The sequence below is a fragment of the Mesorhizobium sp. WSM4816 genome (genome assembly GCF_055811535.1).
Genome location: NZ_JBVVQR010000061.1, coordinates 1 through 17,170 on the forward strand (window position 1 = coordinate 1; position 17,170 = coordinate 17,170).

13 protein-coding genes and 7 pseudogenes are annotated in these 17,170 nt (G+C 59.0%); 8 read left to right on the forward strand and 12 right to left on the reverse strand.

Annotation, left to right across the window (positions count from 1 at the left end; translation table 11 throughout):
* Positions 1-245: 245 nt before the first annotated feature.
* From AC0L3H_RS31815 to AC0L3H_RS31825, 3 genes and pseudogenes are all read left to right on the forward strand, one after another.
* Positions 246-542 (forward strand): hypothetical protein, encoded by a 297-nt coding sequence (locus tag AC0L3H_RS31815; RefSeq protein WP_473588110.1) that lies wholly within the window; start codon positions 246-248, stop codon positions 540-542.
* Between the two features lie 10 nt (positions 543-552).
* Positions 553-1,383, forward strand: coding sequence for a serine hydrolase (locus tag AC0L3H_RS31820; protein ID WP_473588120.1), 831 nt, complete (start codon positions 553-555; stop codon positions 1,381-1,383).
* Positions 1,384-1,459: 76 nt separating this feature from the next.
* Positions 1,460-1,585 (forward strand): annotated as a pseudogene (locus AC0L3H_RS31825) (FAD-dependent oxidoreductase); the annotation flags it as partial.
* A 367-nt stretch (positions 1,586-1,952) separates the two neighbouring features.
* Here the strand turns inward: AC0L3H_RS31825 and AC0L3H_RS31830 are convergent.
* Both AC0L3H_RS31830 and AC0L3H_RS31835 read right to left on the reverse strand, forming a co-directional pair.
* Positions 1,953-2,316 (reverse strand): annotated as a pseudogene (locus AC0L3H_RS31830) (DDE-type integrase/transposase/recombinase); the annotation flags it as partial.
* A gap of 115 nt (positions 2,317-2,431) precedes the next feature.
* Positions 2,432-2,578, reverse strand: a pseudogene (locus AC0L3H_RS31835) (MFS transporter); the annotation flags it as partial.
* On the opposite strand from AC0L3H_RS31835, the pseudogene AC0L3H_RS31840 reads away from it, so the two are divergent.
* The 4 genes and pseudogenes from AC0L3H_RS31840 to tnpC all read left to right on the forward strand — a co-directional run.
* Positions 2,529-2,885 (forward strand): annotated as a pseudogene (locus AC0L3H_RS31840) (IS21 family transposase); the annotation flags it as partial. The pseudogenes AC0L3H_RS31835 and AC0L3H_RS31840 overlap by 50 nt on opposite strands.
* Before the next feature lie 211 nt (positions 2,886-3,096).
* Positions 3,097-3,483, forward strand: a complete 387-nt coding sequence (locus AC0L3H_RS31845) for a transposase (protein WP_135909841.1) — start codon at positions 3,097-3,099, stop codon at positions 3,481-3,483.
* On the forward strand, positions 3,480-3,758 hold the full coding sequence (gene tnpB / locus AC0L3H_RS31850) for an IS66 family insertion sequence element accessory protein TnpB (RefSeq protein WP_473588111.1): 279 nt from the start codon (positions 3,480-3,482) through the stop codon (positions 3,756-3,758). Before AC0L3H_RS31845 ends, tnpB begins: the two co-directional genes overlap by 4 nt.
* Positions 3,759-3,893: 135 nt before the next feature.
* Positions 3,894-5,531 carry an IS66 family transposase gene (gene tnpC / locus AC0L3H_RS31855; protein WP_473588112.1) on the forward strand — a complete coding sequence of 546 codons (1,638 nt, stop codon included), beginning with the start codon at positions 3,894-3,896 and terminating at the stop codon, positions 5,529-5,531.
* Between the two features lie 81 nt (positions 5,532-5,612).
* Here tnpC and AC0L3H_RS31860 read toward each other — a convergent pair whose 3' ends face one another.
* A complete protein-coding gene (locus tag AC0L3H_RS31860; RefSeq protein ID WP_473588113.1) occupies positions 5,613-6,779 on the reverse strand; it encodes a M20 aminoacylase family protein in 1,167 nt (388 codons plus the stop codon).
* A 378-nt stretch (positions 6,780-7,157) separates the two neighbouring features.
* Between AC0L3H_RS31860 and AC0L3H_RS31865 the strand changes: the two are divergent.
* Positions 7,158-7,330 (forward strand): annotated as a pseudogene (locus AC0L3H_RS31865) (ATP-binding protein); the annotation flags it as partial.
* Between the two features lie 512 nt (positions 7,331-7,842).
* Here AC0L3H_RS31865 and AC0L3H_RS31870 read toward each other — a convergent pair.
* The 9 genes and pseudogenes from AC0L3H_RS31870 to AC0L3H_RS31910 form a co-directional block, all read right to left on the reverse strand.
* Positions 7,843-9,840, reverse strand: coding sequence for a CocE/NonD family hydrolase (locus AC0L3H_RS31870; RefSeq protein ID WP_473588114.1), 1,998 nt, complete (start codon positions 9,838-9,840; stop codon positions 7,843-7,845).
* Positions 9,841-10,257: 417 nt separating this feature from the next.
* A pseudogene (locus AC0L3H_RS31875) lies at positions 10,258-11,271 on the reverse strand (ISAs1 family transposase); the annotation flags it as partial.
* 591 nt (positions 11,272-11,862) lie between these two features.
* Entirely contained in the window at positions 11,863-12,201 is a 339-nt protein-coding gene (locus tag AC0L3H_RS31880) for a hypothetical protein (protein WP_473588115.1), read from the reverse strand.
* 15 nt (positions 12,202-12,216) lie between these two features.
* A pseudogene (locus AC0L3H_RS31885) lies at positions 12,217-12,596 on the reverse strand (pyridoxal-phosphate dependent enzyme); the annotation flags it as partial.
* 472 nt (positions 12,597-13,068) lie between these two features.
* Entirely contained in the window at positions 13,069-13,338 is a 270-nt protein-coding gene (locus tag AC0L3H_RS31890) for an exopolysaccharide production repressor protein (RefSeq protein ID WP_473588116.1), read from the reverse strand.
* A gap of 38 nt (positions 13,339-13,376) precedes the next feature.
* Positions 13,377-13,694: a ferredoxin III, nif-specific gene (fdxB, locus tag AC0L3H_RS31895; protein WP_473588117.1), complete on the reverse strand. Its 318-nt coding sequence runs from the start codon at positions 13,692-13,694 to the stop codon at positions 13,377-13,379.
* Positions 13,691-13,894 carry a CCE_0567 family metalloprotein gene (locus tag AC0L3H_RS31900; RefSeq protein WP_473588118.1) on the reverse strand — a complete coding sequence of 68 codons (204 nt, stop codon included), beginning with the start codon at positions 13,892-13,894 and terminating at the stop codon, positions 13,691-13,693. Before AC0L3H_RS31900 ends, fdxB begins: the two co-directional genes overlap by 4 nt.
* The gene (locus AC0L3H_RS31905) at positions 13,870-14,238 is read right to left on the reverse strand and encodes a DUF269 domain-containing protein (protein ID WP_473588119.1); all 369 of its coding nucleotides are present in this window, start codon (positions 14,236-14,238) and stop codon (positions 13,870-13,872) included. The genes AC0L3H_RS31900 and AC0L3H_RS31905 overlap by 25 nt, the downstream gene beginning before the upstream one ends.
* 479 nt (positions 14,239-14,717) lie before the next feature.
* On the reverse strand, positions 14,718-15,872 hold the full coding sequence (locus tag AC0L3H_RS31910) for a TlpA disulfide reductase family protein (RefSeq protein WP_473588121.1): 1,155 nt from the start codon (positions 15,870-15,872) through the stop codon (positions 14,718-14,720).
* Positions 15,873-17,170: the final 1,298 nt, after the last annotated feature.

Consider the following 17,170-nt stretch of genomic DNA (forward strand, 5'->3'; position numbering starts at 1 on the left):
ATCTGGTGCTGAACCATGCAGCCGAGGAATGGAAACGACCGCCGCGCGAGTGGTTCGAGGCCAAGACCCAGTTCGCCGTCGTCTTCGGCGAGAGGTTCGTCAGCCAATGACGAAATCGGCCTCGCGCACAGAATTCCTGACAGTCCCCGAAAATGATGCGATCGTTTTTTCCCTGACAACAAATAAAACAATCGCACACTCGCCAACGCTTGATAAATGCTAACGCAACCTAAAAGGCCCACCGAATGACGCTCGCTTCGACCCCCAACCCGGACCTCGCGATAGGTGCCGACAACAAGCCGTGTTGGGAGCTGCCCGACCACCGCCGCTACGGCTGGCACAACCTACACAAGATTGCCCGCTACAGCCTCTCCGTCCGCGCACCCTTCGTCCTGCCGCTGGTAAAGCAGATCGACTGGACAATCGGCGAACGGCCCGAGGTCGCACGCTTCCTCGCCATGCCGCATTTCTCCGCTTTCGTCGTAGTGCAGAGCAATTACATCCCTATACGAGGCCTACGCGCCGGACTTTGGTCCCAATAGGACGCACAGCATCCAGTCAACCACTAAAACGGTGCTGAACCTCATGCTCGGGCGCGCGGTCGCCGACGGCTTGGTAGACCTCGACGAGCGGGTTGGCACCTATTTGCCGGAAATTGGGACGGGCTACGCCGAGGCGACCGTTAAGGCAACAGCCGATATGAATGTCGCCAACAACTTCACAGAGGATCTCAGAGACCCCAACACGATGTGGTGGGGCATGGAGGGTGCCGTAGGCTGGCGCTTGCCGCCGGAGGGGCAGAAGGAGGGTACAATTAGTTCCTTCCTCTGTGGGATCACTAGCGACGACGTTATGAACCGCACTGGCAAGGCGCTCTACAAATCCACCAACAGCGAAATCATCGGCTGGGTCATTGAGCGGGCGAGCGGCCGAGCGCTGCGCGAGTGGTTGATTGAGACCATTGAGGCAGCGGGCATCGAGGGATGCTTCCACATCACTTGCCACCGGGAGGGCGTGCCGCTACTCAATGGCGGCGCCTGCGTCTCGGCCCGTGATCTCGCGCGCTACGGCCTGCTCTTCGCACGCAAGGGCGAGGGAATCGACGGACGCCGCGTGGGCGATGCCGCCTTCATAGAAGAAACGCGCCGCAATCCAGGCCCTCCCGTAGGTGGGGCGAACGCGTGGAAGCGCTATAGCCGCCAAACGTACACTGATGGCGTTTATGTCGCGCACGGCGGCTGGGGCGGCCAGTGCATGCTTGCGAACCCCGACACCGGCACAGTCATCGTCTACTTCGGCGTGCTCGAAGACAAGCACGCCGATTCCGGCAACTTCGGCGGTCAGTTGGTGCAGATGATGGCCAGGCTCGCCGCAGAGTTGTGAACCGATTGTCGACGCGCTTCCGGCAGGTTCGGATGAGTTTGGTCGATTAGGAGCGGTGGTCGATGAAACGCGAACCATGGAATTCGACGTCATGATCGTCGGCGGCGGGCCGGCCGGTCTGTCCGCGGCAATCCGGCTGAAGCAGGTCAATCCGGATCTCTCGGTCGTTGTACTCCACAAGGGTGGCAAAGTCGGCGCGCATTTTTCCCGGTTCCGCCGTGGGTGAGGGTGACCCTCGCGCAATCCGTGTCTGCCTTGGCGCGCCGAAGTATGTTATCGAGCTGTCAGATTGCTTCAGACCCTGCGCAATCTCCTGGGTCACCATCCAGTAAGCGTCGTTTGCGTCGCATAGCTGAATGGAATTGCCCGCCATATCCCAGTGGCTGCCGACTGATCGAGGGAAACGTAAAGGGTTAGCCGGCTGTCGTCCTCAAAGGCGGGTCTTAAACCGCTTGGTGGTACCGAGATCAATCCTGTGGAACACACTTTGACGCACGTCAATCCGAACTCTTCGAAGAATGAAAAAACAATAGTGCATACAACATCCGAACGAGAGATAGCGAGTTGCCTGTGAACTCGAGGCTGGTGAACTGGCTGCCCTGGTCCGTGTTGAAGATCTCGGGTCGGCCATGTCTGGCAAGGCCTCCTCGAGCGCTTCGACGCAAAACGCCGCCTCCATCGTGATTGAGACCCGATGGGCCAGCACCCACCGGCTGAACACGTCGACGACGGCTGCCAGATAGACGAAGCTGCGCCGCATCGGGATGTAGCTGATGTCCATCGCCCAGACATGGTTCGGCCGTGCGATCTTCATCCCGCGCAACAGATACGGGTAGATCTTGTGGCTCGCAGCTGGCTTGCTCGTGTTCGGGCGCCGATAGATCGCAGAATCCCCATGCGCTTCATCAGCGTCGCGACATGGCGACGCTCGACCGACGTGATCACCTCAACATGCTGCTTCGTCATAGGACTACTCCTAGTGCTACCACTAGGACTCCAATGTTCGGCTTCACATCACAAGGCGGCCGTCACCGCAGGAATACATGAAGGCACCCGTTCCAAAACCTGCATATAAGATGCCGTAGACAATTGGCCCGCTCGCCAGCTGATCTCTCGCGACGAGCGGAAGCGGTGCGATGGTGGAAATGCCGGCCAGTCCGAAAAGGGTTGCACGGACCATCGCTGTCCTGATGTCCAAAAGCCTGACCTATGAACAGGGTCTGTCGTGCGCGAGGTGGCCGGGCGGCTGAAGATCGGCAAGACCTCGGTTTCGACCTATTTGCTGCGGGCGCGGGAGGCGGGGCTGTCGAGCTGGCCGTTGGCGCCGGGCTACGATGCGGCGCTAGAGCCGCGTCTGTTTCACCGAATGGGCCGTCCGCCGCAGGATCTGAGCGAACCAGCTGAAGCGCGAAGGAGTGACGCTGACGCTTCTGTGGCAGGAATACTGCGCCGCCCATCCCGACGGCTACGGCTTCACCTGGTTCCGCGACAGGTTCGCCGCCTTGTACAGACCGATACCCTCTGCAACCGGTGTACAAGGCTTGGAGAATTGCAGGCAGCCAAAGCTGAGAAGCTTAGCGATGGCGGCGGCCCGTTTGTGCCTCGTCTCAGACAGTTCACCGTAAGCGCGTAGGTCACCCCACGTAGCGGCTGGTTCGCTGATCTGGGAGTCTCCTGGATGATTTATCCTGGGAGGCTCTCGTGAGCGCACACATGTCTGATAGCAAGAACTTCGAAGTTCTCACGGCCGAGCCGGTCCGGCTTGCGCACAGTCCGGCCCGACGCGTTCGGACCTGGTCGCGGGAGGAGAAGACCAGGATCGTGACGGAGACGTTTGCGCCGGGGGCGAACGTTTCGGCGATTGCGCGTTCTCACGGCCTTGATCCCTCACAGGTCTATGCGTGGCGTCGCAAGGCGTTGGAATCGGGCATGGTCGCGCCGTTGGCGGAGGCGCGGATCAAGCCGGTCAAATTCGCGCGGTTCGACGCGGTAGCCAGCGACATGGTGGAGATTATCGTTGGCGATGTGGTGGTGCGTGCCGGTGGCGATGTCGCGGCGGATCGGCTTGCCGCGGTGATCCGGGCGGTGCGGGCGGCATGATCCCGGCGGGCGTTCAGGTTTACGTGGCGGCGACGCCGGTCGACTTCCGCAAGGGTGCGAACGGCTTGATGGCGCTGGTGCGGGACGGCGGAGTCGATCCGTTCAACGGCGCGCTTTACGTGTTCCGCTCGAAAAGAGCGGACAGAATCAAGGCGGTCTGGTGGGACGGGTCCGGGGTATGCCTATTTGCCAAGACGCTCGACGAAGTTCTGCTGGCCACGCATCGGGCCCTCGCGTGTTCAGCTGAACCACGCTCAGCTCTTGGCGCTGGTTGACGGGCTGGACTGGAAGAAGGTCCGGCCGGCGGTGGTGAGGCGGCCGCAATCGGTAGGCTGAAGAGCCTGTGGCAAGTTGAATCAGGCCCTTGAAAGCGTTGGGAAAACGGCTGCGAACATGCTGTGATGCCAGTGATGGCGATGGCTGCCGAAGAGCTTCCGGACGACGTTGATGCGCTGAAGGCGATTGTCGTGGCGCTCGCCGAAAAGGCCGCCCTTCTGGAGGATCAGGCGGCACGAAACATGCGCCTCACGGCCGAGCGGATCGAGGCTGCCGATACGCGGGTGGAGGTGATTGAAGCGCGCATTAAGGCTGCCGACGAACGCATTGCCACACTGACGGCGATCGTGAAGATGCTGGAGCGATCGCGCTATGGCAGGCGTTCTGAGCGACTGGGCATCCCCGGGCTGACGGATGAGCAATGTGCCTTCGTGTTCGAGGAGATCGAGAGCGGCGTCGGCGAGGCGGTTGCCGATCTGGAAGCTGTGGCCCCCGATCGTGCGAAGCGCGCGCCGCGCCCGCGCAAGGGGTTTGCCGCCCATCTTGAGCGGGTGGAGCAGATCATCGAGCCGGAGGTGCCCAAGGGCTACGAAGGTCTGGATCGGTTGCTGATCGGCGAGGATGTGTCGGAACGTCTGGACGTCACGCCGGCGAGGTTCCGGGTGATTGTCACCCGCCGCCCGAAATATGCCTACAGAAACCGTGACGGCGTATTCCAGGCGCCTGCGCCTGCCCATATTTTCGAGAGCGGCATTCCCACCGAGCGGCTCCTGGCCCAGATTGCCGTCTCCAAATACGCCGACGGCTTGCCGCTTTACCGCCAGGAGGCGATCTATGCGCGCGACAAGGTCGAACTCAGCCGCTCGCTGATGGCGCAATGGATGGGCAAGGTCGGCTTCGAGCTCCAGCCGCTGGCCGATTACGTTCTGGAACGGAGCAAGCAGGGCGAGCGGGTCTTTGCCGACGAGACCACCTTGCCGACATTGGCACCGGGAACCGGAAAGGTTCGGAAAGCTTGGCCATGGGCCTACGCGCGCGACGATAGGCCATTCGGCAGCGCCAGCCCGCCCATGGTCGCCTATCGCTTCGAGGACGGTCGGGGCGGCGACTGCGTTGCGCGCCACATGGCGGGCTTCACCGGCATCCTGCAGGTCGATGGATACTCGGCCTACACGCAACTCGCCAAAGCAAAAGCGAGATCCAACGAGGCCGTCGCTCTCGCGGGCTGCTGGGCTCACTTGCGCCGCCGATTTTACGAATTGCACATCAGCGGCAGTTCTCAGATCGCGACGCAGAGCGTCACGACCATGGCCGAGCTCTGGTCCATTGAAGAGGAGGTTCGTGGCCAGGTTCCTGCCGCACGTGCGGCCGCCCGTCAGGACCGCTCCGTCGCCATCGTCGCGGATCTGTTCAAGCTCTGGGAAAAGGACCTGCCGCGGATCTCAGGAAAATCGAAGCTGGCCGAGGCGATCCGCTACGCCGCGTCCAGGCGGGCTGTCCTCGAGCGCTTCCTGGCCGACGGCCGCGTCGAGATCGACTCCAATATCGTTGAGCGGGCAATCAGGCCCCAGACAATCGTCAGAAAGAATGCGCTTTTTGCAGGCAGCGATGGCGGCGGAAACACGTGGGCGACTGTCGCGACCCTTCTGCAAACCGCCAAAATGAACAGTGTCGATCCGCTCGCCTGGCTCACCCAGACCCTCGAGCGTATCGCTGATCGCTGGCCAATCTCCCAAATCGACCAGCTCATGCCCTGGAACTACAGCTCCTGAACGGCTTCAGCTACGCGCTTACAGTTCACCGTCTGTGAGAGCGTTTAGTCAATGGCGCAGAGCAAATTTGCAGGGGGCGATCTACAGCCCCTCAAGCACCTGGTTTACGAGCGACAACCAATACTTAACGCCATGAACGATGGCCTTGTCGTTGAAGTCGTATCCGGGGTGGTGGAGATACGCGCTCTCGCCGTTCCCGAGTAGGATCATAGCTCCAGGGCGCTTCTCAAGCATGTAGGCGAAGTCTTCGGCCCCCATCGATGGCGCGAAGTTGGTATTGACGCGCCCCTCTCCCACGACGTTCGCGGCAGCTGCTACTGCCACGTTGGTCTTCTCAACGTCGTTTACCATAACTGGGTATCCTGCGATCCAGATGATCTCAGCGTCCGTCTCAAAGAGCCTTGCTGTCATCGCGACTATGTCGCGGAAACGCTGTTCAACGGCTTTTCGCGTCTCAGCCCGCAGAGTTCGGACAGTGCCGCCAATCTGAGCGGACGCCGGAATGACGTTGAGAGCCTGGTTATCGCCTCCGCTCACGAAAGTGACTGATATGACAACCGGGTCAAGTGGGTCGCTAAACCGAGAGGCTACCGACTGCACCGCCGTGATCATGTGAGCACTCACCAGCACCGGATCGCGTGTGAGGTGGGGGGAAGCCGCATGCCCACCTTTGCCTTTAATCGTCACGACGAACCGGTCAGATCCTGCCATGAAAGGTCCTTTCCGTATAGCAAATGAGCCTATGTCAACGCCAGGCTCGTTGTGCATTCCGTAAACCTCCTCGATTTCGAAGCGGTCCAGGAGGCCTTCCTGAATCATGACGTTCGCACCGCCACCGCCCTCCTCAGCCGGCTGAAAAATTAGCACAACCTTTCCCGTAAAGTTACGATTCGCCGCGAGGCACTTAGCTGTAGCGAGTAGCATAGCTGTATGTCCGTCGTGGCCGCAGGCATGCATCCGGTTCGGCACCTTGGATGCATAGGGCAAGTTGGTTTGCTCTGACATTTGGAGCGCGTCCATATCACATCGAAATCCAATGGATTTGCCGGGGCCTTTCGAACCATTGATCACTGCGACGACGCCTGACTGGGCTAGCCCGGGCACTACCTCGTCGCAACCGAATTCACGAAGTTTCGTGGCGACGAAAGCCGCCGTCTCGGGCAGTTCGAAAAGCAACTCGGGTATTTGGTGCAGCTGTTGCCGCCACGTCCTCGCCTCTTCAATAACAGCCTCAATGCTGAGTGCCATGTTCCATCTTCCTCGTAAAATTTGCAGATTTCCAATTAAGCGCAGAGACACTCATTGTGCACAGTGGGGTAGAGCGGCGAGATAGTTGTCGGCGCGGCTAGCGAAAGATGTCGCTCGGTCGTCTCCTGAACATATCTTCAGGTGGCATTCCGCGGTTTGCCTCCAACTTCAACTTTACTCCCAATTCGCTGACTGAACTTATCAATCCCCCCGACACGCGGGAGGAAAGATTATCGAATTAATGTATTCAAACGGCAAATAAGTTGGGGTTCGCAAAGTTTCTCTGCTCGCGGATTTGAGATTCGGATGATGAAACGGCCCTCCGAACGGGAGAACCGTCCATGAGTTCCGCCTTACCCTCAATGATATTCTCACCCGAAACATCGCGAGCTCGCCGCATTGGAAGCGATCGACATCCTGCTTTCCGAGGAGCTGACCCTGCGAGAGAATAGCCGCATCAAGATCACGCTACACATGGGGCGGCTTGCGACGATCAAGACGCTGGTTGGCTTTGACTTCTCATTCCAACCTCGCTCGACAAGGATCGGATCTCGCACGCGGCTGGCTCGAGGGGCGCCAACTCGCGAAGGGGCAGCCGTGGCAAATCGAGCTCTCAGACGACCAGATCAACACGCTGCGGGCGCGGACCGCACGCACCAGGCGATCAAGGAAGAAAGCATCATGAAAACTTCGAATGATTGTATGGTTGCCGCTGCACTGCACGACAGGCTCCTGCATCATGCATCCCGTCCACATACGAAGGCATGAGGGTGCAGCGCTCCTGGTCAAAGGCAGGTGACGCCGGCATCACTCTCCAAGGGTGTCCGGCGACGAGGTCCTGCGACGGACGCTAGCCTTGATGCGGTTGACAAGCCATGGCACGGGAGAACTGCCCATGAGCGCGATCACGGGTCACTCCCCGGCTGAGACCAGTCATGGGTACGACGATAAGCGTGGCCATTGGGGCGGAAAGTGTCCGCCACCTCAGCGCCGGTGGCATTGCGCGACCTCAGGCGGGTAGCAAAACCTGAGGGCGCAGCCAGTCGAGCGGGCTCTCGGTTACTCACATAAAATCCCTTGGAATGCGTTCGCTACGCTCGCGAGAAAAAACCTTTTCACCGTTGTGATACGCCTCAATTTCCTGCGAGATGAGCCATTCAGTCTTCGTGCAAGAGAGGGTAGAAACACTGTCTACTTTAGTTTCCCATCCCTCCCGCGCGAGAGTTCCTGTTCGGCGGCACTCGGCGGTCATCGACAAAGGGTCGTTTGCCGCGATTGTCCATCTATCTTCACGGTCGATTCCAGAGACCAGGTTGTCTACGAGGCTACGTCTGAGGCCACCCTTTGAGACGGTGCAATAGTGCGTGAGGCCCTCGCCTAGATCCCGCTCAACCCAGCGTCGAGCTTGGCCGGGCGCTATCGTTTCGAAGGTTGGAACAGGATCTTCCTCCGCCGGTTCTTGAATGTCGATGCGTTCGTGATCGCCGAGCAGTGGAAGCGAAAGGCGGAGGCACGACAAATCGACGTCAATAGTGGCATCGAAAGGCGGCGGCAATATGAGCGGCCAATAGGATGTCGAAAGAGCTATCCGGATCTTATGCCCGGGAGCAAAGCGGTAGCCGCAGGCGTCCAGAGATACAGTCACCGGCTCGTCCTCTCCCGGGATCATCAGAGTGGGTTCGGCATGGCTGTTGCGATGCGCTAAATTAAGCACGCCATAGCTTACGCGCGCTTCTACGCCGTCCGGATATACATCTATCAAGCGAACAGCGATATTCCCCAGCGGACTGTCGCTCGCTAGGATCAGCTGCAATCTCGGCTGGCCCAGCAGTACCATTTCCTCTTGCAGAGCGTCGGTTTCAAAAACCAGCGAGCCGCCGTCATCTAAACGCTGATCCCCCGGGAGATGGGATACTGAATTGACGCTAGCAGGACAATTATCTCCGGCGGAGGTCCCAGTATCGAGTGGCGAGTGCAAGAGCACCCGCCCACTAGCTTTCTGATCAGACAGTGCCGCAAGCGTGCGGCAATTGTTTAGCGAGAAGTCGATAATTTCCGGCGCATGCCACGTCTTCTTGGCAATCCAATAACCCGGAGCCGGGCCGCACTTAAGCGCCGGGCCCGCACCATTGAGGATGAAGGCGCGCACTTCAGGGAGCGTGTCCGCGCCGTTCGGTTCGTCGCGAAGCCAATGATTCCACCAGTCGATAGTCTCTGTAACAAAGTCTACCCTCGGTCTTGGATAAGCCAATTGGGGGAAATCGTGCATCCAAGGGCCGACCATCGCTTTTGCCTTCCCCGGAAGCCCTTCTACAACTTTAAAAGGCGTGTTGCGATAACAGTCAGCCCATCCAGAAACTACAAGAACGGGCACTGCAACGTCATTGAAATTTTCGCAAATGGAACCGTGTTTCCAGAAGTCATCGCGCCGCTGGTGGGAAAGCCAGTCGTGCATGAGAAAGGGCTGTTTTTCAAGACGTTCGAGCCACATGGCGCGCCAACGATCACCAACGATATCCGGATCAGGCGCAAAAGCCATGACGCAGGTCATGGACGCTGCCCAGAACTGTTGGTGGGAAAGTTGAACGCCATTCTTATAATGGCAGTCGTCGTTGTACCGGTCGACTGTTGAACCGATGGAAATAACGGCTTTCAGTGCAGGTGGTTTCATTGCAGCAACCTGCAAAGCGTTGAAACCGCTCCACGAGAGCCCCGTCATACCTACGTTGCCGTTGCACCACGGCTGCGCGGCGATCCATGCGATCACTTCGACCGCATCGGCGAGTTCGAGGGGCGTATACTCGCCGTCCATTACGCCATCGGACTCGCCGGAGCCACCGATATCAACCCGAATGGCCGCGATGCCTGCCGCTGCCAACGGACGATAGTTGGAATCATTGTCCGGCAACGCTTCTCTGCGCCGATAGGGGTGGAATTCGAAAACCGCCGGCACCGGTGCTTCGATGGCTCCATCGGGCATCCAGATTCGTGCCGCAAGGCGCGTTCGGTCCTTTAGACGTATCCACTCATTTTCGATAACCGTGAACGTCCAAATATTCATCGAGTTTTTGCTCCTGTTTCCGAGTGAACTTCAACATCACTCCCGATCCGCTTGGTCGAAGTTATCAATCCACCCCACGGGGCGAGAAGTGTGATTGTCGAATTAATATATTCAGATGGCGAATAGGTTGGTGTGTCGCAAAGATTGAACGTACGCCTTCGGCGGGCTCGGCGGGCACATAGCCTTGCGAATTGGCGGGTCTGCCGTGAGTTTGCGCTCTTATAAGTGGACTAAGAGCGTATTGCGCAAATCATGGGACATTCAGTTTTACTGACGGGACCAGAGCGACGTCGGCGATGGTCAGCTAGCGCTCGCGCGGAGATACAGGCTCTCCTTCGGGCTATGCCATCGGGATTGCGTTTAAGCTTGAGACAAACTGTAACTGCGTGGCCTACGAGTCAGGGCTCCGAATCCAGGTTAACGGCGTAGGTCGCCGAGGATTGCGGCGAGGTAGTCGGTGCTCCAGCCTGCCTTTTTGCGTCTGAGTTTGATGGAGTGCTTGTCGCTGACGCTCTGACGAGGTTGAGAGCGAAATGGCGCACGATGGCCATGTTGAGAGCGCCGTGGCCTTTTCTGAGACGCGACTGGTCGTCGTTGAAGACGACGTCGAGGGTCCAGTGCAGAGCGTTCTCCCAGTGGCCGCGCACGGCATCAGCGGCCCGTTCGGCGGAGGCGATAAAGTATCGCGTGTCGAAGCGGCTTTTGTCCTTCAGTCCAGTGCGCGAGCTGACGCGTACGATGGTTGTGGCGTCTGGCAGGCGCAGTTCACCGGGAAAGCGGCGCTGGCCTTCGAGCCAGCCAGTCTCGCGGGAGACGGTGACGGTGCGCTCCTCGATGCGGCCATGGCCCTTGTCGAGATCGACGAAGCTGTCGAGGCAATCGGCTGGGGCGTCGTCGAAATAACGCTCGATCTCGGCTCTGAGCGTCGGCTGGTTGGCCTTGACGGCGAGCAGGTAATCGGCGCCGACATCCCTGATGGTAGTAGCAATGGCGACATTAGTGGCGATGGCGTCGATCGAGACGAGCGTGCCCTTGAGGCCGTCATTGGCGGCCAGGCGCTCGACAAGCACCGGGATCGCGGTCGTCTCGTTGCGCTTGTCAGCGACGGCCTCCTGTCCGAGCACGAGACGGGCGGTGGTGGCGACGGCCGAGACCAGATGCAGCGCGGCCTTGCCAGCACCGCGATCGTGGCTGCGCCGTGACGTCTTGCCGTTAGCGACGAAGTCCGGCTTGTCGGGCCATGTCTGGCGCACCATGAGGTGAAGGTGGCCGAGAACAGGCCGGGATCGATGCGGTTCATCAACATGGTCAGCCAGCGCCCGCCCGGCAAGCCGTGATAATAGGGCAAGTAGCCGCGCAGGAAGTCGAGACGCGCCGCGCCCCAATCGGCAATCAGATCATAGTCGTCCAGTCGCAGATCGTGTCGCAGACAACAGCGCCTCCAAGGCATCCACGAACTCGGCTTGGAAGCCGAAGACCACCTTCGATGACCTCGTCTCGGAAATGGTTGAGGCTGACTGCCGCGCATACGGGATCATGCTTTCGTGACGTCCAAACACGATGACTTCGCCGGCAGGTGCATCTTGGTTCTACCATGTGGGGGTCGACGCTTCCGCCGCTGCTGCTCACGGTCGTGCGCGAACAAGTGCCTCGGCAGGGATGACCGTCGACTACGTCGGGATGAACCTCGCCCAAAACCACGAATCGGATCGAAGGGATTTCCGCCTCGACGAGTTGACGAACCAGATCGCGATACTTGTCTCCGACAAGGCGGCTGTCCATGTGGGTGCCTTCATCGAAACATGGACCACGAATACGCCCAAGCGCTGTGCTTGCAGGCGTTGCAGATCCTGACCGATCATGCCCACCAGCGTCGTGAAAATTCTGATGCTGTGGCCTCCGGCGAAACCGTGCTCCACCATTTCGGTGCAGTCAGTTTGAGCCAAGGCTCGGAGTACCCCGCAAAACCAATGTCGACGGAAGTTGGTACGCGCGCCAGACACCGCTTGAAATCTTCAAGGCTCAGATGCGTCGCATGAGATACTTTTCTTTGCCGGTCAGCGAACTTGTCCTACGGACAATATGAACATCCCACGATGCATCCCTATGGCCGTCGTTATCTGCAAAACCCTGCCGGCTGCGATTGCTGAGCGAAGTTCCGGCAAAATCACTGGTCATGACTCCTGCCTTCTTAAAATCCTGCGAAGCGCCACGATGGTGTGCTTTGGCTTTCTCGACACCCCCTGCCAGGCCCACTGAGGGAACGCGGCCATCGACGCCTTTGCAGCCTAAGCAGCCGGGCTCCCCGATTTGCTGAGCCGTCGCTTCACAAACTTCGAGCGCATCGGCCAGAGACCGCATCGCATCTGTCTAGTATCAGCCGTCGCGGAACATGCAGCCATAACCATTGATCGCGGGGGGGCCGCCGAGATGGGCGAACAGCACCCTCGATCCCTCCGGAAAGAAGCCTTTCCGGATGAGGTGAATCAAACCTTGCATCGATTTGCCCTCGTAAACGGGATCCGTAATCATCCCCTCAAACCGCGCACACAGGCGAATGGCCTCCTTGGTTGCCTCGGACGGAACGCCATAACAGGTGCCCGCGTAGTCCTCGAGCAACACGACGTCATCCTCGACGATTTCCGTCCCGAGCTCGATGAGCGCCGATGTATGTTGGGCAATGCTAAGCACCTGCGCCTTTGTCTTGGGGGAGTGGCAGAGGCGTCGATGCCGATCACATTGCGCTGTCGAGCGTCGATTTCCACCTTGCCTCCCAGATGCTTGCCGAGGCGGTCGAGCTTCTCGATGGGCGTCGGTCCAAAGGTGAGCGGATAGCGTTCGAACATTTCCAGCATGTTTTTCTCCAGCAAAAGCTGATTGTGCTAAACTCAGCTCCGGCCTCAGTGATAATCGTGTTTGGTTCAAGCCAGCGGCATCTGAGGCGGTGCAGAAGAGCCTCATCATCATTGCCAGCGTCTCGTTCGATCGAGACGAAGAAACCCGCATGCCGGCGTGCTGCGACGTCGCCTATATGCCCAGGCAACTCGAAGGTCGCCTCCCGCCTTGGACGGTCAAGGATGCGCCTCTGCCCGCTTTCAAGCGCACCAATTCTTGAACGGTCAGTTCGATCCCCAGGTGATCCGACGTGCCGTGAATCCAAGTTCGAACTTCTCAATTCGCCACAACGGAGCGGCGATAAACACCGCCCATCCGAATAGCTGAGGCACATCATTCATTGGTCACCTCATGAAGATCTTGGCTGCTATCCAACTTCCCTGCCCTACCGAAAATGCTCTGCCCTTTCACCTGCTCGACAGCACAGCTGGACCGCCAAGTCAAAAAGAGCACGCTGCCGAAATAAACCACCTGAAGCAGCAGCGAGCAGGCCAGCGTCGCGACGACTGCTAGAGGGATCGAATGCGAAGCTAAGTAAACAATCATAGCGTTGCCGCAAAGGACCAGCCCTAAGAGCCGGCAAAAGATCATGAAGTTTGGCAACTCCGTTCTCCCGGTTTTGTCTCGTCAAATCATGCTGCTCATGCTCCGATCTGGTCGGCCGCGACATGGGTCTGGCAGTTCTTCGGGCACACGCGGCCACAGGCTCCACAACCAATGCATCGGCCGGCATGGTCGACGACCATGATCATGCGATTGAGCTCGCCATCGAAGTCGTCGTCATCGCCCTCGCAGGCGCCGAGGATTTGACCAGCGTCATCGACGCCGTAAAGATTCATGACCTCGCGCGAGCAGACCTTGAAACAGCGGCCGCAACCGATACAGATCTTGGCATCTATAGCGGTCAGATATTCCGGCACCCATGTGGAGCCGTCGCGGGTGATGAATGTGCTCGTCATCCTAATTTCTTCATTGTAGCGAGCTCTCTCTTGGCACCATCCAACTCGGCATAAACGGCATGCGTTTTCTCGGCGACCTCCTCTATGTCAGTCCATTTGACCGGGAGACCCTCAGCAAGGTCGCGCAAGTTCGATTTAGCAATTGCCGCGCGCAGCTGCAGCTTTCGGACTTTATTCACCATCTCATCCAGGTTTGACATGATCCTCCCTCCAAATCGGTTTCTTCACGCCCGCGCCACATCGGCTTACGCAGCAGTCGCATCGTCGACCAGTCATCTGCGAGTTTCCGGAAAGTCCCGAAGCCGAACCGGTGGACGTCTCGACAGACCGACCAACTGGCGACCGTAAAAAGCACGCGCCCGTGGCCCATTGGCTTCATCTCTGTTGTTGGCGATGCCAGCACCCCGGACCGCTCCTCGATCGCAAGCCCCATTGCGATCCAAAACCTGTCGAGCCTCCACAGCGCGTCCGGATCGCCGACGATCGGATCTTCCGGCCCAGTTCTTTCGTGATGATGAAGTCGGCCAGCAGCTCGGGGTCCCATTTGCCTTCGCAGGACCTGTAGTACTCGTGAGCACGAACCAGCCGCACAAGGTATTCAGCGAACGGGTTGCTAGGGCCGCCTGGTCCTCGTTGACAGCAGGGCCAAGTGCTGTGTGAGAGATTTCGTTTTCCCCAATTTCAGTGCTCGTCATCCAAACCCGATTTCTGCTTCGGGTAGGCGGAAGTCTGGTCCGCTTGCGCAGCCGACATCCGGCTTGGCCGGGCCGTTTCCATGTAAATGCCGTCCTTTTGGCCGACCATGAGGAAGTCCAGGACTGTGACGTCTTCGACGACGGGCCAAATTCGCGTCGAGTAGCGCGCCCGCGGCGATCCGGTTGAAGGTCACTAAGGCCCGCGCCTTGACCTGCAGCGATCGATCCACCCTGTCCTGCATGGACACACTTACAGCGGGCACGCCGCAGAACTGGCGAATTGACCAGGGTTCCATTCCACATGTGATCCCTTTGCGATCTTTGCTCATCAGGCGATTGCGCTTTGATTTTCAGGAGCCTTGTTTTGCGGAACCACGCAAAGCTGCGCGTAGCAGGCCTTCTCACCCGTGTAGTTGGCCAGGGCTTGGAGCAATGGGGTAAGGTAGTACTGTTTGATGTGGTCCGGCATCGTCACTGGATCACCCAGAGATTTCAGTGCCACCTCGATCAACTCGATCGCGCGATCTTTGTTGCCGCTCTCATAATAGTATTGAGCGACTGGGACGTACCAACGGAATTTAAGGGGTCCGTCGCCTTGCGGGGGATTCAGTGTCAGGATCTCTTTCGAGAGCCTGTCGCCCATCGCGATGCGCTCAGCACGGGGTAGATGGGAGTTGTCCATCGCGGGATCGAACAGTTGGTTCAGGGCCATGACCATCCAAGACACGGCCTCGAACTTTTTGTCGATCGCGTCTTCGACTAGCTGTCGCATGGCTGGCAAGCCGGTCTGCATGTCGCGCAGCTTGTGAAGCAGTAGATCCACATGAGTTTCCCGGAACCCGATATAATCAGGCATCAAGGCGAGGCCTTCTTCCATGGCCGAGAGCGCTGCCGCCCAATCCTCGGCCTGCATCGCCGGCTGAAGTTTGGCGTATATCGGCTTGGTCACCGATAGTTCGCGCGCTGTGCGTTGGTTACTAGCGATCCGGCCAACATCGGCCGCTTTGGCTTCATCGCTTCTGCGCCAGCTGCCGTTGAGAACCTTCGGTAAAACGTCATTGAGTTGCGACGGGTGTCCGATGAAAGCGATGTGGCCGTCGCGGTCGACTACGAACGAGGTGGGAATCCCGAGAGAAGAACTGGCTTCCATCCACAGTCTATTCATTTCGCCTGTGTAATCGAACGCGATCCGATAATTGAGATTTGGGAACCTCTCGGTCAGCCACGCGTCCAACTTGGTCCGCGCCTCGTCCGCGGTTGGAGCCTGTTCGCTAGCTGCGACTCCGACGACCTCAAACCCGCGGTCTTTATATTTCTCTTTCAGCTCCACCAAATGCGGCATGGCAGCCACGCAGGGTCCGCACCAAGTCGCCCAAAATTCAACAAGGTACACCTTGCCGGACTGAAAATTGGCGAAGGGCTCGCCACGCAGCCAGTCGTCCACCTCGATCGGAGGAGCCGGCGACTCAATACGCAACACCATGTTGTTCTCCATAGCTATTCCACACCTTCCTGGCGTTTATGCGCGTGCTGGTTCTTCTCTCAAAAAGCAACACACCGGTTAGGGAGACCATCACTCGACTTGCGCATTCGCATGCGATCAGCCCTCATCCACTACTGCCGCATCTCAACCAGCAAAGGCCGTGCCAGCGCGCCTGGCCCGCATTAAGTACATGGTTATGCTAGGAAAAACGTGCGGGCACCAACACGGCGTTGTCTTGAACCTGACATGTTTTCTGCCTCTGTCGAGTTTTAGACACGCATCACTCATGCGTCAGTTGCTTAGGACAGCGAAGAGCTTGGCAGTCTTGCCCGCGGTGAGATGGCACCGGCGCATCGAGCAGCAGCACTTCGGCGCCCCTCGAAAGTAGCGCGGACGACTGGGTCGCGTGCAGCGAATGCCTCCCGGCCCATGGCTGATCTTTTCTCCTGGACCCGGGTTGATGAGCCCAGCGCGTTGGGTGCGAGCTCCGGGTACTGCGATGCTGTTTTCGCTAGACGCGGAAGCAGCATTCGCGATCGATTTTTGGCCACAGATCCAGGAAGCGTTGCAGGTTCCACCACCGCCGTGCTTGGCTTAGCATCTGCTCCGCTCGTAAGCGAAGCTGATGCCGCCGTCGCCGCGAGGGGTAAGCCCGATGATGATGATGATGATGCGGCCCAGCCGGCTTTCCCTGCTGTTGCCGTCGAGGAGGTCGTGGATCTCACCCAGTCCGATGCGGAACGTGACATCGCGCAGAACGCGGGGGCACGACGTAAATCTTTTCGATTCGGCGGCCTGGATCAGCGTGTGGCTGGCTTATCGCTTCTGCCCATCGGCGCCGCATCACCGCCTACCATGGGGCGGCATCGACTCGGAAACCCCTCGCGATGAGAGCCCGACACCCGGATCGACGACCATCCGCATTTGAAGGGCCGAGCACAGCCTTGTGGTTGCGTACTTTGATGCCCGTCACGATCTGGCGCCTCATGTATCGAGCAACCGCCCTGGGGCGGCCAACCAGGCAATTGAGGATCGGGCATTGGTTGGGGGTGTAGGCTGGCTTGCGAGTTCGGCCCTTGGTTGGGAGGACCGGCTTAGGACGCGCCTACGAAACTGGACGAGTTGTGTGCGTCAAAGTTCTGCAAAATGGGTGGCATACAGCGGTGACGTTGGCGTGTCCGCCGCGCAGCCCCCGTGTTTAGCGGAGCGGCGGACATGGCGGGCCGCGTCTCAGGCGGCCAATGCCCTCAGGTTCTCCTTCTTGTGCTCGCGCAGATGATCCATGTTGAGGTAGCGGG

Excerpts from the sequence above, each read along its gene's own strand:
- tnpB (WP_473588111.1), top strand. The coding sequence starts at position 3,480 with ATGATCCCGGCGGGCGTTCAGGTTTACGTGGCGGCGACGCCGGTCGAC.
- AC0L3H_RS31860 (WP_473588113.1), bottom strand. The coding sequence starts at position 6,779 with ATGGCACTCAGCATTGAGGCTGTTATTGAAGAGGCGAGGACGTGGCGG.
- AC0L3H_RS31870 (WP_473588114.1), bottom strand. The coding sequence starts at position 9,840 with ATGAATATTTGGACGTTCACGGTTATCGAAAATGAGTGGATACGTCTA.
- fdxB (WP_473588117.1), bottom strand. The coding sequence starts at position 13,694 with ATGACGAGCACATTCATCACCCGCGACGGCTCCACATGGGTGCCGGAA.
- AC0L3H_RS31910 (WP_473588121.1), bottom strand. The coding sequence starts at position 15,872 with ATGGTGTTGCGTATTGAGTCGCCGGCTCCTCCGATCGAGGTGGACGAC.
- AC0L3H_RS31815 (WP_473588110.1), top strand. The coding sequence starts at position 246 with ATGACGCTCGCTTCGACCCCCAACCCGGACCTCGCGATAGGTGCCGAC.
- AC0L3H_RS31900 (WP_473588118.1), bottom strand. The coding sequence starts at position 13,894 with ATGTCAAACCTGGATGAGATGGTGAATAAAGTCCGAAAGCTGCAGCTG.
- AC0L3H_RS31880 (WP_473588115.1), bottom strand. The coding sequence starts at position 12,201 with ATGCGGTCTCTGGCCGATGCGCTCGAAGTTTGTGAAGCGACGGCTCAG.
- AC0L3H_RS31905 (WP_473588119.1), bottom strand. The coding sequence starts at position 14,238 with ATGGGACCCCGAGCTGCTGGCCGACTTCATCATCACGAAAGAACTGGG.
- AC0L3H_RS31845 (WP_135909841.1), top strand. The coding sequence starts at position 3,097 with ATGTCTGATAGCAAGAACTTCGAAGTTCTCACGGCCGAGCCGGTCCGG.
- tnpC (WP_473588112.1), top strand. The coding sequence starts at position 3,894 with ATGGCGATGGCTGCCGAAGAGCTTCCGGACGACGTTGATGCGCTGAAG.